The sequence below is a fragment of the Pseudomonas indica NBRC 103045 genome (genome assembly GCF_002091635.1).
GTDB lineage: Bacteria > Pseudomonadota > Gammaproteobacteria > Pseudomonadales > Pseudomonadaceae > Pseudomonas_M > Pseudomonas_M indica.
In genome coordinates this window covers 34,792-50,447 of record NZ_BDAC01000020.1, presented here as the reverse complement: position 1 = coordinate 50,447, position 15,656 = coordinate 34,792, and the positions used below count along the sequence as shown (strand labels likewise).

Below are 15,656 nucleotides of genomic sequence, written 5' to 3'. Positions count from 1 at the left end.
CCTCATACTGTCCAGCGACTCGTTGTGATCGCTAGAGGATGCACCAGCTCTTCAAGCATGGCACGCCCTCGCATGTCCGGCAGGTCATGCCAACAGATAGAACCCCGCGCTGATGACGATGCCCGAGTACAGCAGCATCAGCAGGCAGTAGCCCATGATGTCGCGCGCGCCGAGGCCGGCGATGCCGAGCAGCGGCAGGGCCCAGAACGGCTGGATCATGTTGGTCCAGGCATCGCCCCAGGCAATGGCCATGGCCGTCACTTCGGGCGCCACGCCCAGGGCCTGGCCGGCGGGCAGCATGATCGGCCCTTGTACGGCCCACTGGCCGCCGCCGGACGGCACGAAGACGTTCACCAGTCCGGCGCTGAGGAAGGCGAGCACCGGGAAGGTATCGGCCGACGACCAGGCGACGAAGGCATCGGTGATCTGCTTGCCCAGCGACGCGCCTTCGGCGTTGGCGCCGACCATCATGCCCATGATCCCGGCATAGAAGGGGAACTGGATGACGATGCCGCTGATGCCGCCGATGCTGTCCTGCACCGCGTTCATGTAGCGCTCCGGAGTGCCGTGCAGGAGCAGGCCGGCGAACAGGAACAGGGCGATGACGATGTTCAGGCTCAGGGCGAAGCCATTGGCGGCGAAGTAGCCGATGAAGAACACCGCGGCCAGCGCCACCGTGGCCAGACCGAGCAGGCGGCTGTCGTCGATGCGCTGGGCCGGGGTTTCCCGGGGCAGCGATTGCGGCTCGGGCTCGTGCAGCAGGGCCGGATCGGCCACCTTCGGCAGCTTCGGCTGCATGGCCCGGTTGAGCAGCGGCAGGCCGATCACCAGCAGGGCGATGAGGGTGAGGTTGAGCGGGGTGAAGAGCGTCTGGCCGACGCCGATGGCGGCGGTGACCACGCCGCCGCTCATGCGCTCGGTGTCCGCCCCGCCGGTGGCCAGGGACAGCGGGATCGAGCCGGATAGCCCGCCGTGCCAGATGAGGAAGCCGGAGTACGCCGAGGCCACCAGCAGCGGATAGTCGACCCCCTTCACCTGGCGCGCCAGGGCGCGGGCGAACACTGCGCCGATGACCAGGCCGAAGCCCCAGTTGAGCCAGGCGCCGGCCAGTCCGACCAGGGTCACGGTGACGATGGCCTGACCCGGTGTGGTGGGAATCCGGGCGAGCCGGTCAAGCAGGCGGTTGACCAGGGGCGCGCGGGCCAGCGCATGGCCGGTGACCAGGATCAGCGCCATCTGCATGGCGAACATCAGCAGGTTCCAGAAGCCGGTGCCCCAGTGCTTGGCCATCTGCGGCAGGCTCTGCCCGGTGCCGAGCATGCTGGCGACCAGCACGATGAAGCTCAGCAGCAGGGCGAAGACGAACGGTGAGGGGAGGTAGCGTTGCACCAGCTTGACGCTGAGCTCGGTGATACGGGTGAGCATGACTTCAACCTCTGTCGTTATTGTTCGTGAAGTCGCGATACCCCGGAGGGCAAGCGGAGCGGCGGCGCTCGATGGTAAGAGCGCCGCGCTCCGCCGAAGGTTCCTCGGTTGTCAGCGTTGTGCCAGGCGGGCTCGGGCGACGCGCGAGCCGTTGGCCTTGCCGAGCACCTGGCAGATGCGCTGGCCGGCATCGATCAGCTTGTCCATGTCGATGCCGGTGCGGATACCCAGGCCCTCGAGCAGGTAGAGCACGTCCTCGCTGGCGACGTTGCCCGTCGCGCCCTTGGCGTAGGGGCAGCCGCCGAGACCGGCGACCGAGCTGTCGAACACGGCGATGCCTTCCAGCAGGCTCGCATAGATGTTGGCCAGGGCCTGGCCGTAGGTGTCGTGGAAATGGCCGGCCAGCTTGTCGCGGGGGATGTCCTTGCCGACCACCTCGAACAACCGGCGCGTGTCGCCGGCGGTGCCGGTGCCGATGGTGTCGCCGAGGGAGACTTCGTAGCAACCCATGGCATGCAGCTCGCGGGCGACGCCGGCCACCTGTTCCGGGGCGATGAAGCCGTCGTAGGGGCAGCCGAGCACGCAGGAGACATAGCCGCGGACACGGATACCGTGTTGGCGCGCCGCGTCCATCACCGGGACGAAGCGTTCCAGGCTTTCGGCGATGGAGCAGTTGATGTTGCGCTGGGAAAAGGCTTCCGAGGCGGCGGCGAACACTGCGACTTCTTTCACCCCGCTTTCCAGTGCCGCTTCAAAGCCTTTCAGGTTGGGCGCCAACGCGGCGTAGGTGACGCCGGGCTTCTGGCGGATGCCGGCGAAGACCTCGGCGCTGCCCGCCATCTGCGGCACCCATTTGGGCGACACGAAGCTGCCCACCTCGATATAGCCCAGGCCGGCCTCGGTGAGGTCATCGACCAGGCGTACCTTGTCCGCCACCTCGATGGGCTGTTTCTCGTTCTGCAAACCATCGCGGGGACCGACTTCGACCAGGCGGACCTGTTGCGGAATATCCATCGTCTTCTCTCTCATTCCAGCCGGGAGGGGCATTCGTGTAGGCGGAGTCGTCTGCCCGACGTTACCTTGGCGGGCGAATGAATTCGCCCCTACAAAGCCTCAGCCTTTGGTGTGGGAGCGAATTCATTCGCGATGGCCGATAGGCCTTTTCGCGAGCAGAGCTCGCTCCTACAAGGTCCGGATAGCACACCTGTAGGGGCGAATTCATTCGCCCAATTCAGCCTCGCCGGGCGAATGAATTCGTCCCTACAGGGATCGCCCCGGTGATCACGCCTCATCCAGCTCCACCAGCGCGGTGCCTTCGCTGACCAGCTCGCCTTCGTTGCAATACAGCGCCTTGACCACACCGGCATGGGGCGCGCGGATGCTGTGTTCCATCTTCATGGCTTCCAGTACCACCAGGGTGGCGCCGGCCTCGACCCGTTGCCCGGTTTCCGCCAGCACGCGGACGATGCTGCCGTTCATCGGTGCGGTCAAGCCGCCGTGGTGGTGATGACTGGCCTCGACGTCGGCGATCGGGTCGACCCGTCGGACGCTGCGCAGCTCGCCGTTCCAATGCAGGTGGAGGGCATCGCCACGGCGGATCGCCGCGACCCGGTGCGTGCTGCCGTCCTGCTCGATACACAGGCGCTCGCCTTCCAGGCGCACCGGCGAAGCGGCGTTGGTGCTGCGCAGGCGCACCACGTGGCGCTCGTCGTCGCAGCTCAGGTGCAGATCGGTCTGATAGGGCAGGGCGCTGCGCCAGCCGCTGTTCAGGCGCCACGGCGAATGCGGGTCGTCATCGCGCGCGGCTTGGGCTTCGCTCTGGCGGAAGGCTTCCCCGGCGATCAGCCAGAACTCGGCGGAGAGCGGCGTGGCGACCGGTTGCAGGTCCGCCTGGTGGCGGGGGATGAAGCCGGTGTCCAGCTCGGCCCGGGCGAAGGCCGGGTGGGCCAGCACGCGGCGGAGGAAGGCGAGGTTGGTCTTCACCCCGCCGACCAGCGTTTCGTCGAGCATCGCCAGCAGGCGCTGGCGGGCTTCCTCGCGGTTCTCGCCCCAGGCGATCAGCTTGCCGAGCATGGGGTCGTAGAACGGCGACACCGTATCGCCCTCGCGCACGCCGGTGTCCACGCGGCGGCCCGGCCCGGCGGCCGGTTCGCGGTAGAGGTCGAGGGTGCCGGTGGCCGGCAGGAAGTCGTTGTCCGGGTCTTCCGCGTACAGCCGCACCTCGATGGCGTGGCCGTTCAGCGGCACCTGCTCCTGGCCGATCGGCAGCGGCTCGCCACGGGCCACGCGGATCTGCCAGGCCACCAGGTCGAGCCCGGTGATGGCTTCGGTGACCGGATGCTCCACCTGCAAGCGGGTATTCATCTCCATGAAGAAGAAATCGCCGCGCTCGTCGAGCAGGAACTCCACGGTGCCGGCACCGACGTAGCCGATGGCTTGGGCAGCCTTCACCGCCGCTTCGCCCATGGCCTTGCGCAACGCGGGCGTCAGGCCGGGGGCGGGGGCTTCTTCCACCACTTTCTGGTGACGGCGTTGGATCGAGCAGTCGCGCTCGTTGAGGTACAGGCAGTTGCCGTGGCGGTCGGCGAACACCTGAATTTCCACGTGGCGCGGCTTGAGTACGTACTTTTCCACCAGCATGCGCGCATCACCGAAGGCGGATTGCGCTTCGCGCTGGGCCGAGGCCAGGGCTTCGGCGAGATCGGTCTCGCGCTCCACCACCTTCATACCCTTGCCACCGCCACCGGCAGCGGCCTTGAGCAGCACCGGGTAGCCGATCCGCTCGGCGGCCTGGCGGAAGGTGTCCAGGTCCTGGGCTTCGCCGTGGTAGCCCGGCACCAGGGGCACGCCGGCCGCTTCCATCAGGGCCTTGGCGGCGGACTTGCTGCCCATGGCGTCGATGGCCGACGCGGGCGGGCCGAGGAAGATCAGCCCGGCCTCTTCGATGGCGCGGGCGAAACCGGCGTTTTCCGAAAGGAAGCCGTAGCCAGGGTGGATCGCTTGGGCGCCGCAGGCCTTGGCGGCGGCGATGATCCGGTCGGCACGCAGGTAGCTGTCCGCCGGCTTGGCGCCGCCGAGGTCATAGGCAATGTCGGCTTCCTGGACGTGCCGGGCGTTGCGGTCGATGGCGCTGTGCACGGCGACCGTACGCAGGCCCAGCGCCCGAGCGGTACGCATGACTCGGCAGGCGATTTCGCCGCGGTTGGCGACGAGGAGGGTGGTGATCATGGCGTTGGCTCCTGCGGTGCCTGGCGGATCGCTCCCCTCACCCTAGAGGGGCGAGGGGATGACGAGATGGGGCGAAGACTCGGAATTGAGAATCGGGCACGAACGACACCCTCTCTCCCTTGGGAAGAGGGCTGGGGTGAGAGGGCGGAGATGCGGGCGGACATCATGCTTGCTCCTGCCAGGCCGGTTTACGCTTCTCCAGGAAGGCGCGGAGCCCTTCCTGGCCTTCGGCGCTCACGCGGATGCGGGCGATGGCGGTTTCGGTGTAGCGGCGCAACGCCGGGGTGAGGACGCCGCTGCCGACTTCCTTGAACAGTTCCTTGCTGGTCTGCATCGCCTGCGGGCTGTTCAGCAGCAGGTTGTCGATCCAGCCGGCAAGGGCTTCGTCCAGGCTGTCGGCCGGGTAGGTTTCGGCGAGCAGGCCCAGTTCGCGGGCGCGTTCGCCGCTGAAGCGTTCGGCGGTCAGCGCATAGCGGCGCGCGGCGCGTTCGCCGATGGCCTGGACCACGAAGGGGCTGATCACCGCCGGGGCGAGGCCGATGCGCACCTCGGACAGGCTGAGCTGGGCATCGCCCGCGCCGATGGCCATGTCGCAGCAGGCGATCAGGCCCAGGGCACCGCCGAAAGCCGCGCCCTGGACCACTGCCAGCGTCGGGACTTTCAGGTGGTAGAGGTTGTACATCAGCTCGGCCAGCTCACGCGCATCGTTGAGGTTGGCGTTGTAGTCGAGGGCGGCGGACTGCTGCATCCAGGCCAGGTCGGCGCCCGCCGAGAAGTGCTTGCCACGTCCACGCACCACCAGGAAGCGCAGCGACTTGTCGTCCTGCACCGCGTCCAGGGCGAGGATCAGCTCGCGGATCATCTCGGCGTTGAAGGCGTTGTTCTTCTCGGGACGGTTGAGCCAGAGGGTGGCGAAACCGCGCGGGTCTTTTTCCAGTTGGACGGTGGTGAAGTCGGTCATGGCCATTACATCCGGAATACGCCAAAGGTGGTCTTCTCGATCGGGGCATTGAGGCTGGCGGAGATCGCCAGGGCCAACACCTCGCGGGTCTGCGCCGGGTCGATCACGCCGTCGTCCCACAGCCGTGCGCTGGAGTAGAAGGCATGGGCCTGGCGCTCGTACTGCTCGACGATGGGCTGCTTGAGGCGCGCCTCGTCCTCGTCGGAGAACGCCTGGCCGCTGCGCTCGGCCTGCTCGCGCTTGACCTGCACCAGTACGCCGGCCGCCTGCTGTGCGCCCATCACGCCGATTCGCGCGTTCGGCCACATCCACAGGAAGCGCGGGTCGTAGGCGCGGCCGCACATGCCGTAGTTGCCGGCGCCGAAGCTGCCGCCGATGATCACGGTGAACTTCGGCACACGGGCGCAGGCCACCGCGGTAACCAGCTTGGCGCCATGCTTGGCGATGCCGCCGGCTTCGTATTTCTGGCCGACCATGAAGCCGGTGATGTTCTGCAGGAACAGCAGCGGGATGCCGCGCTGGCAGGCCAGTTCGATGAAGTGGGCGCCTTTCTGCGCGGCTTCGGCGAAGAGGATGCCGTTGTTCGCCAGGATCGCCACGGGATAACCATGCAGATGGGCGAAGCCGCAGACCAGGGTGGTGCCGAACAGCGCCTTGAATTCATCGAAGGCCGAGTCGTCCACCAGGCGGGCGATCACTTCGCGCACATCGAACGGCTGCTTGCTGTCGGCCGGGATCACACCGTACAGCTCTTCGGCGTCATAGCGCGGCGGCTTCGGCGGCAGGCTCTGCAGCTCGCCCAACTTGCGCCAGTTGAGGTTGGCCACGCATCGCCGGGCCAGGGCCAAGGCGTGTTCGTCGCTCTCCGCGTAGTGGTCGGCCACGCCGCTGGTCTTGCAGTGCACGTCGGCGCCGCCCAGGTCCTCGGCGCTCACCACCTCGCCGGTGGCGGCCTTCACCAGCGGCGGGCCGGCGAGGAAGATGGTCGCCTGGTTGCGCACCATGATGGTCTCGTCGGCCATGGCCGGCACGTAGGCGCCGCCGGCGGTGCAGGAGCCCATCACCACGGCGATCTGAGGGATGCCCATGGCGCTCATAGTGGCCTGGTTGAAGAAGATGCGGCCGAAGTGCTCGCGGTCGGGGAATACCTCGTCCTGGCGCGGCAGGTTGGCGCCGCCGGAATCCACCAGATAGATGCAGGGCAGGCGGTTTTCCCGGGCGATGGCCTGGGCGCGCAGGTGCTTCTTCACGGTGAGCGGGTAGTAGCTACCGCCTTTCACGGTCGCGTCGTTGGCGATGATCATGCATTCGACGCCTTCGACCCGGCCGATACCGGCCACCACGCCTGCGGCCGGCACGTCCTCGCCGTACACCTCATGGGCGGCGAGCTGGCCGACCTCGAGGAACGGCGAGCCGGCGTCGAGCAGGCGGTTGATGCGTTCGCGGGGCAGCAGCTTGCCGCGCGACGTGTGGCGCAGTTGCGCCTTCTCGCCGCCGCCTTCATGGACGCGCCCGAGCAGCGTGCGCAGCTCATTGACCTGGGCCAGCATCGATTCGCGGTTGGCGGCGAACTCCGGCGAGCGGGGATTGATTTGTGTGTTCAGGATCATGGCTTCTCCATGAGCGGCAAGCCTCAAGCTATAAGCTGCAAGAAGAGCGCCGGGCGCATGTGCTTGCCGCTTGAAGCTTGCAGCTTGTAGCTGCCGTTATTTCGTCTCGTTGAACAGCTCGCGGCCGATCAGCATGCGGCGGATTTCGCTGGTGCCGGCGCCGATCTCGTAGAGCTTGGCGTCGCGCAGCAGGCGGCCGGTGGGGAATTCGTTGATGTAGCCGTTGCCGCCGAGGATCTGGATCGCTTCCAGGGCCATCTGGGTGGCGCGCTCGGCGGTATAGAGGATCACCCCGGCGGCGTCCTTGCGGGTGGTCTCGCCACGGTCGCAAGCCTGGGCCACGGCATAGAGGTAGGCGCGGCTGGCGTTGAGCTGGGTGTACATGTCCGCCACCTTGCCCTGGATCAGCTGGAACTCGCCGATGCTCTGGCCGAACTGCTTGCGGTCGTGGATGTAGGGGACGATCACGTCCATGCACGCCTGCATGATGCCCACCGGGCCGCCGGAGAGAACCACGCGCTCGTAGTCGAGCCCGCTCATCAGCACCTTGACACCGCCGTTGACCGCGCCGAGGACGTTCTCTTCCGGGACCTCGACGTCATCGAAGAACAGCTCGCAGGTGTTGGAGCCGCGCATGCCGAGCTTGTCGAACTTCTGGCTGCGGGAGAAACCCTTCCAGTCGCGCTCGACGATGAACGCGGTGATGCCGTGCGGGCCCTTGTCCAGGTCGGTCTTGGCATAGATCACGTAGGTGTTGGCATCCGGGCCGTTGGTGATCCAGGTCTTGCTGCCGTTGAGGACGAAGCGGTCGCCTTTGCGGTCGGCGCGCAGCTTCATGGAAACCACGTCGGAGCCGGCGTTGGGTTCGCTCATCGCCAGGGCGCCGACGTGCTCGCCGGAGACCAGCTTGGGCAGGTACTTGGCTTTCTGCTCGGCATTGCCGTTGCGCTTGATCTGGTTGACGCACAGGTTGGAATGGGCGCCGTAGGAGAGGGCGACCGAGGCCGAGCCGCGGCTGATTTCTTCCATGGCGATGACATGGGCCAGATAGCCCAGGCCCGAGCCGCCGTACTCTTCCTCGACGGTAATGCCGAGCAGGCCCATGTCGCCGAACTTGCGCCACATGTCCATGGGGAACTGGTTTTCCTGGTCGATGGCGGCGGCGCGCGGGGTCAGCTCGCTGGCGACGAAGGCCTGGATCTGCTCGCGCAGCATGTCGATGGTTTCGCCGAGGGCGAAGTTGAGGCTCGGGTAGCTCATGGGGTCCACCTGTGATTGTCGTTGTCGGGGATCAGGCGCTGGCGCCCTGTTTCTGCTTGGTTTCGGCGAGGGCGGCGAGGCAGCGCTCCTCGGCAGTGTCCAGTTCCAGCTTCATCTGCTCGATGTCCAGCAACTGCTGTTCGAGCTGGGCGCGGCGGGCGGCGATCTTCTCCATGAAGGTCTCCAGTTGCTTGCGGTTGCCGCTGCTGGGGTCGTAGAGGTCGATCAGTTCCTTGCATTCGGCCAGCGAAAAGCCGATGCGCTTGCCGCGCAGGATCAGTTTCAGGGCCACCAGGTCCTTCGGGCTGTAGATGCGCTCCTGGCCACGGCGCTCCGGGCTGAGCATGCCTTGCTCCTCGTAGAAGCGGATGGCGCGGGTGGTGACATCCAGTTCGCGGGCGAGATCGGAGATGGAGTAGGTCGTCATGGCGGGCCTGTGTGGATTACCTTTACGTAAACGTAAACTTGCGCTGAACGGCTGTCAATCGGGAAGAACAGGGAACCCGTACTGCTCATTCGCCATCAGACCAAAGCGTCACTGGACAACCGCAGGTGTTTTACGTTTACGTAAAGGTAATGGGCCGATGCGGTAGCCGGCCAGCGCTTGTCTATCCCCATCGACAATCACAAGAAGGGAAAGCCAATGACCCACCTCAGCTATACCCGTGGCCCGCAGGACAAGCCCCTGCTGGCGATGACCATCGGTGCCGCGTTCGACGATACCGTGCGCCGCTTCCCGCAACGCGAAGCCCTGGTGGTGCGTCACCAGGGGCTGAGGTTCAGCTGGGCCGAGCTATCCGAGGCGGTCGACAGGTGCGCACGTGGCCTGATGGCGCTGGGGCTGCAACCGGGCGACCGGCTGGGCATCTGGGCACCGAATTGCGCGGAGTGGTGCATCACCCAGTTCGCCAGCGCCAAGGTCGGCGCCATCCTGGTCAACATCAACCCGGCCTATCGGCTCAACGAGCTGGAGTATGCGCTCAAGCAATCCGGTTGCCGTTGGCTGATCTGCGCCGATGCCTTCAAGACGTCCGACTACCACGCCATGCTCGCCGAGCTGCTGCCGGAACTGCCCGGTTCGACGCCGGGCCAGCTGGATTGCGTGCGCTTGCCCGAGCTGCGCGGCATCGTCAGCCTCGGTGCCGAACCGGCCCCCGGCATGCTCGGCTGGCAGGCGCTGCAGGTCGGGGCCGAGCAAATCCCCGCCGACGCCTTGGCGGCACGCGGAGAACTGCTGCAGTTCGACGACCCGATCAACATCCAGTACACCTCCGGCACCACCGGCTTCCCCAAGGGTGCCACCCTCAGCCACTACAACATCCTCAACAACGGCTTCATGGTCGGCGAGAGCCTGAGACTCACCGAGCAGGACCGCCTGGTGGTGCCGGTGCCGCTGTACCACTGCTTCGGCATGGTGATGGCCAATCTCGGCTGCCTGACCCATGGCTCGACCCTGATCTACCCGAGTGCCGCCTTCGAGCCGCTGGCGGTGCTGGAAGCGGTGGCGGAGGAGAAGGCCACCGCGCTGTACGGCGTGCCGACCATGTTCATCGCCGAGCTGGATCACCCGGAACGCCCGCGCTTCGACCTCTCCAGCCTGCGCACCGGGATCATGGCCGGGGCCACCTGTCCGATCGAGGTGATGAAACGGGTGATCGGCGAGATGCACATGAGCGAGGTGCAGATCGCCTACGGCATGACCGAGACCAGCCCGGTGTCCACCCAGACCGCGCCCGACGATGACCTGGAGCGCCGTACCTGCAGCGTGGGCCGCACCCAGCCGCATCTGGAGAGCAAGATCATCGACGAGCACGGCCGTATCGTCCCGCGCGGGCAGATCGGCGAATTGTGCACCCGTGGCTACAGCGTGATGCTCGGCTACTGGAACAACCCGGAGGCGACCCGCGAGGCCATCGACGGGGCGCGCTGGATGCACACCGGCGACCTGGCGGTGATGGACGACGACGGCTACCTGAAGATCGTCGGGCGCAACAAGGACATGATCATTCGCGGCGGCGAGAACATCTATCCGCGGGAGATCGAGGAGTTCTTCTATACCCACCCGGCAGTGGCCGACGTGCAGGTGATCGGTATTCCCGACGACAAGTACGGCGAGGAGATCGTCGCCTGGGTCAAGCTGCATCCGGGGCACAGCGCCACCGAGCAGGACCTGCGTGCGTTCTGCCAGGGCCGCATCGCCCATTTCAAGGTGCCGCGCTACTACCGCTTCGTCGACGAATTTCCCATGACCGTGACCGGCAAGATCCAGAAGTTCCGCATGCGCGAGATCAGCGTGGAAGCGTTGCGATTGCCTGTGGCCGGTTGAAAGCCGGCCGGGCTGCCGTGCAGACTCTCCAGCCTGACGCAGAGGAAGCACGGCGGGCATGTCGGTAGAAAAGGGCACCATTTCCATTCGGCTGGTCAACGAGGCGCTGCTCGAACTGCGCCGGCAGGGGCACGACGAACGCGGGCTGCTGGCCCGCGCCGGGATCGCCGCCGAGTGGCTGGACAAGCCATACGCCCGGGTGCCGGCGAAAGCCTACGGGCGGCTCTGGCTATCCATTGCCGCGTGCATGGACGATGAGTTCTTCGGTATGAACCCACGGCGGATGAAGGTCGGCAGCTTCGCCTTCCTGTGCCGCTGCGCCGTGGGGGAGCCGGACCTGGAGAGGGCGCTGGGGTTGGCCTCGAGGTTCCTCGACCTGGTCTTCGACGACCTGCAGCCGAAGCTGGTGCGCCAGGGCGGCATGGCGGAAATCCAGTTGCTCGAACAGGCTGCGCCGCGTCGCGCCTTCAGCTATTTCACCTGCTGGATGATCATCCACGGCCTGGCCTGCTGGCTGGTGGGGCGGCGCATCCCGATTCTCGCGGTCGACCTGCGCTGCCCGAAGCCGGACTACATCGAGGACTACCGGGTGATGTTCAGCGACAACCTGCGCTTCGACCAGCCGGTGTCGCGCCTGCTGTTCAACGCCGAGAGCCTCGACCTGCCGGTGCGCCGCAGCGAGCTGGAACTGAAGCGGTTCCTCGCCGGCGCGCCGGCCAACATCCTGGTCAAGTACCGCGACCCGAAGAGCCTGGCGGCGCGGATCAAGGCCTACCTGCGCAGCCTGCGGCCGGACCGCTGGCCGGACCTGGAAGCGCTCGCCGGGCACTATTTCATGGCCGCCTCGACATTGCGGCGCAAGTTGGCCCAGGAGGGGCAGTCCTACCAGTCGCTCAAGGACCAGGTGCGCCGCGACCTGGCCATCGCCCGGCTGAACCAGGATGGGTACAGCCAGTTCGACGCGCTGGCCGCCGAACTGGGCTTCGCCGATATCAGCGCCTTCTACAAGGCGTTCAAGAAGTGGACCGGCTCGACGCCAGGGCAGTATCGCCGGCTGATGCGGCCGGATGACAGCGCCTAGCAGGCGGCCGATTGTCAAAAACGCTCAGGCAGATCGATTCCTTTCGACATTGCCCCATTCCGGCCACGGCGCGAATATCCCGGCAGCTCCGATAACAACAAGCCGAGGAGTCATGCCATGCGCGACCATGCCGCCGCCGTTGCCGGATTCGATCTTGCCGCCGCCGCCCGGGACACCCTGGCCGGTTCCCTGGACGCCCTGAACGCCTGCGTCGAATGCTGCGACCGCCACGCCGACAGCGACGCCATTGCCCTGCATTGGGAAGGCCGCGACGGCAGCAGCGCCGTCTACCGTTTCAGCCAGCTTCGCGAACTGTCCGCCCGCTTCGCCAATTTCCTGCGCCAGCAGGGCGTCCAGCCTGGCGATTGTGTGGCCGGGATGCTGCCGCGCACGCCGGCGCTGCTGGTGACCATCCTCGCCGCTTGGCGGCTCGGTGCGGTCTATCAACCGTTGTTCACCGCGTTCGGGCCGAAGGCCATCGAGCATCGGGTCGCCACCGCCGGCACGCGCCTGGTGGTCACCGACCCGGCGAACCGGGCCAAGCTGGACGAGGTGAGTGGTTGTCCGCCGGTGGTCTGCGTCATGCCGGAGGGGGAGGCGGCGCGCCCCGGCGACTTCGATTTCTGGGCCGAGGTGGCGCTTCAGCCCGCCGACTGCGAGCCGGTGCTGCGCAGCGGCGAAGACCCGTTCCTGATGATGTTCACCTCGGGCACCACCGGTCTGGCCAAGCCGGTGCCGGTCCCGCTCAAGGCGATCCTCGCCTTTGTCGGCTACATGCGCGACGCCATTGGCCTGCGTCCCGACGACGCCTTCTGGAACCTCGCCGACCCGGGCTGGGCCTACGGGCTCTATTACGCCGTCACCGGGCCGCTCGCCCTCGGCCATGCCACCACCTTCTACGAAGGGCCGTTCACGGTGGAGAGCACCTGCCGGATCATCGACAAATACGCCATCACCAACCTTGCCGGCTCGCCCACGGCCTACCGGCTGCTACTGGCAGCGGCGGAGGAGGTGGAGCCGGCGCTCAAGGGCCGCCTGCGCGCGGTGAGCAGTGCCGGTGAACCGCTCACGCCGGAGGTGATCCGCTGGTTCGCCGACCGGCTGGACACGACCATTCACGATCACTACGGCCAGACCGAACTGGGCATGGTGGTGTGCAATCACCATGCGCTGGCGCATCCGGTACGCCTCGGCGCGGCCGGATTCCCGGTGCCTGGCCATCGGGTCGTGGTGATCGACGAACAGGCGCGGGAATTGCCGCCCGGCGTACCCGGCATCCTCGCGGTGGACCGCGCGCGCTCGCCGCTGTTCTGGTTCCCCGGCTATCAGGGCATGGCGACCGGCGCCTTCGTCGGCGACTACTACCTGAGCGGCGATACGGTCGAATTGAACGAGGACGGCAGCATCAGCTTCGTCGGCCGCTCGGACGACATCATCACCACCTCCGGCTACCGGGTCGGTCCGTTCGACGTGGAAAGCGCGCTGATCGAGCACCCGGCGGTGGTGGAGGCGGCGGTGATCGGCAAGCCGGACCCTGAGCGCACCGAGATCGTCAAGGCGTTCGTGGTGCTCGGTGGCCGCTACGCCGGCACCCCGGAGCTGGCGACGGAACTGCAGCAGCATGTACGCAAGCGACTTTCGGCCCATGCTTACCCACGGGAGATCGAATTCGTCGCTGAACTGCCGAAGACCCCGAGCGGCAAGATCCAGCGCTTTCTGCTGCGCAACCAGGAAATCGCCCGCCAGCAGGCGGCCATGCCGCAAGCGGCGGCGAATTGAATCAGTACTGAGGAGAGAGACGACGTGCGTATCGACAACCGCGTATTCCTGATCACCGGCGGTGGCTCCGGCCTCGGTGCCGCCACCGCGCGCCTGCTGGTGGAAAACGGCGGCAAGGTGGTGCTGGTGGACGTCAACGTCGAAGCCGGCCAGGCCTTGGCGACGGAGCTGGGTGCGGCCGCGCGTTTCGTGCGCGCCGACATCACCCAGGAAGAAGACGGCCGCCAGGCGGTGGAGCAGGCCCTCGATGCCTTCGGGGCGCTGCACGGGCTGGTCAATTGCGCTGGCGTGGCGCCGGCGGAGAAGGTCATCGGACGCAACGGCGTACACGGCCTGGAGAGCTTCAACCGGGTGATCGCCATCAACCTGATCGGCACCTTCAACATGCTGCGCCTGGCGGCCGAGGCCATGGCGCGCGGCGAGCCGAATGAGGAGGGCGAGCGCGGGGTGATCGTCAATACGGCCTCGGTGGCTGCCTTCGACGGGCAGATCGGCCAGGCCGCCTATTCGGCGTCGAAGAGCGGCGTGGTCGGTATGACCCTGCCGATCGCCCGCGAACTGGCGCGCTCCGGCATCCGCGTGATGTGCATCGCCCCCGGCATCTTCGAGACGCCGATGATGGCCGCGATGCCCCAGGAAGTGCGCGACGGCCTGGGCGCCAGCGTGCCGTTCCCGCCGCGCCTGGGCCGGCCGGCCGAGTACGCCGCGCTGGTCCGCCACATCATCGAGAACCCCATGCTCAACGGCGAGGTGATCCGTCTCGACGGCGCCATCCGCATGGCCGCGAAATAAGAGGTGAATGCCATGAACGATTCAATCGTCATCGTCAGCGCCGCCCGCACCCCAATGGGTGGCTTCCTGGGCGACTTCAAGGACGTCACTGCGGCGGAACTGGGTGCCGCCGCCATCCGGGCCGCCGTGGAGCGAGCGGGGCTGGCCGCCGACGCGGTGGACGAAGTGGTGATGGGCTGCGTGCTGCCCGCCGGTCAGGGGCAGGCACCGGCACGCCAGGCCGCCCTGGGCGCCGGGCTGGTGCGCGGGACCGTCTGCTCGACCCTGAACAAGATGTGCGGATCGGGCATGAAGGCCGCGATGCTGGGGCATGACCTGCTGCTCGCCGGCAGCGCCGACGTGGTGATTGCCGGTGGTATGGAGAGCATGTCCAACGCCCCCTATCTGCTGGAGCGGGCGCGTTCCGGCTATCGCATGGGGCATGGCCGGGTGCTCGATCACATGTTCCTCGACGGCCTGGAAGATGCCTACGACAAGGGCCGCCTGATGGGGGCGTTCGCCGAGGACTGTGCCGAAGCCTACGGTTTCAGCCGCGAGGCCCAGGACCGTTTCGCCATCGCTTCCTTGACCCGGGCGCAGCAGGCCATTGCCACCGGCCGCTTCGCCGACGAAATCGTCCCGGTACAGGCCAAGGCCGGTCGGGAACTGCGTACCGTCGAGCACGACGAGCAGCCGCCCAAGGCGAAACTGGACAAGATTCCGACCCTCAAGCCGGCCTTCCGCGAGGGTGGCAGCGTCACCGCGGCGAATTCCAGCTCCATTTCCGACGGCGCCGCCGCCCTGGTGCTGATGCGCCTGTCGGAGGCGGAGAAGCGCGGGCTGATGCCGCTGGCGGCGATCCGTGGACATGCTTCTTTCGCCGACGCGCCGAACCTGTACCCCACCGCGCCCATCGGCGCCGTGCGGCGGCTGATGGAGCGCACCGGCTGGTCCCTGGGCGGGGTCGATCTGTTCGAAGTCAACGAAGCCTTCGCCGTGGTGGCCATGGCGGCCATGCGCGACCTCGATCTGCCCCACGACAAGCTCAACGTACACGGTGGCGCCTGCGCCCTCGGCCATCCCATCGGGGCGTCCGGGGCGCGAATCCTGGTCACGCTTCTGTCGGCGCTGAAGCAGTACGACCTGAAACGCGGCGTCGCGGCCATCTGCATCGGTGGTGGTGAGGCGACGGCTGTGGCGGTCGAGCGACTGTAA

The 15,656-nt window shown here is 67.0% G+C and carries 12 protein-coding genes; 5 read left to right on the top strand and 7 right to left on the bottom strand.

The window, feature by feature from the left end; translation table 11 throughout:
• Positions 1–84: 84 nt before the first annotated feature.
• The 7 genes from PIN01S_RS20430 to PIN01S_RS20400 form a co-directional block, all read right to left on the bottom strand.
• Positions 85–1,425: a short-chain fatty acid transporter gene (locus tag PIN01S_RS20430; RefSeq protein ID WP_084338403.1), complete on the bottom strand. Its 1,341-nt coding sequence runs from the start codon at positions 1,423–1,425 to the stop codon at positions 85–87.
• Positions 1,426–1,536: 111 nt separating this feature from the next.
• Complete coding sequence (locus PIN01S_RS20425) at positions 1,537–2,439, bottom strand: hydroxymethylglutaryl-CoA lyase (RefSeq protein ID WP_084338401.1); 903 nt, start codon at positions 2,437–2,439, stop codon at positions 1,537–1,539.
• 267 nt (positions 2,440–2,706) lie between these two features.
• Entirely contained in the window at positions 2,707–4,653 is a 1,947-nt protein-coding gene (locus PIN01S_RS20420) for an acetyl/propionyl/methylcrotonyl-CoA carboxylase subunit alpha (protein ID WP_084338399.1), read from the bottom strand.
• 163 nt (positions 4,654–4,816) lie between these two features.
• Entirely contained in the window at positions 4,817–5,614 is a 798-nt protein-coding gene (locus PIN01S_RS20415; protein WP_084338526.1) for a gamma-carboxygeranoyl-CoA hydratase, read from the bottom strand.
• 5 nt (positions 5,615–5,619) lie between these two features.
• Positions 5,620–7,224, bottom strand: a complete 1,605-nt coding sequence (locus PIN01S_RS20410; protein WP_084338397.1) for a carboxyl transferase domain-containing protein — start codon at positions 7,222–7,224, stop codon at positions 5,620–5,622.
• A 96-nt stretch (positions 7,225–7,320) separates the two neighbouring features.
• Positions 7,321–8,484: an isovaleryl-CoA dehydrogenase gene (locus PIN01S_RS20405; protein WP_084338395.1), complete on the bottom strand. Its 1,164-nt coding sequence runs from the start codon at positions 8,482–8,484 to the stop codon at positions 7,321–7,323.
• Between the two features lie 31 nt (positions 8,485–8,515).
• Positions 8,516–8,911, bottom strand: a complete 396-nt coding sequence (locus PIN01S_RS20400; RefSeq protein WP_084338393.1) for a MerR family transcriptional regulator — start codon at positions 8,909–8,911, stop codon at positions 8,516–8,518.
• A 216-nt stretch (positions 8,912–9,127) separates the two neighbouring features.
• Between PIN01S_RS20400 and PIN01S_RS20395 the strand changes: the two genes are divergently transcribed.
• From PIN01S_RS20395 to PIN01S_RS20375, 5 genes are all read left to right on the top strand, one after another.
• On the top strand, positions 9,128–10,810 hold the full coding sequence (locus PIN01S_RS20395; protein WP_084338392.1) for an AMP-binding protein: 1,683 nt from the start codon (positions 9,128–9,130) through the stop codon (positions 10,808–10,810).
• Between the two features lie 58 nt (positions 10,811–10,868).
• The gene (locus PIN01S_RS20390; RefSeq protein WP_084338390.1) at positions 10,869–11,891 is read left to right on the top strand and encodes an AraC family transcriptional regulator; all 1,023 of its coding nucleotides are present in this window, start codon (positions 10,869–10,871) and stop codon (positions 11,889–11,891) included.
• Positions 11,892–12,008: 117 nt separating this feature from the next.
• Entirely contained in the window at positions 12,009–13,670 is a 1,662-nt protein-coding gene (locus tag PIN01S_RS20385; protein WP_084338388.1) for an acyl-CoA synthetase, read from the top strand.
• A gap of 24 nt (positions 13,671–13,694) precedes the next feature.
• Complete coding sequence (locus PIN01S_RS20380; protein ID WP_084338386.1) at positions 13,695–14,462, top strand: 3-hydroxyacyl-CoA dehydrogenase; 768 nt, start codon at positions 13,695–13,697, stop codon at positions 14,460–14,462.
• A gap of 12 nt (positions 14,463–14,474) precedes the next feature.
• On the top strand, positions 14,475–15,656 hold the full coding sequence (locus tag PIN01S_RS20375; protein ID WP_084338384.1) for an acetyl-CoA C-acyltransferase: 1,182 nt from the start codon (positions 14,475–14,477) through the stop codon (positions 15,654–15,656).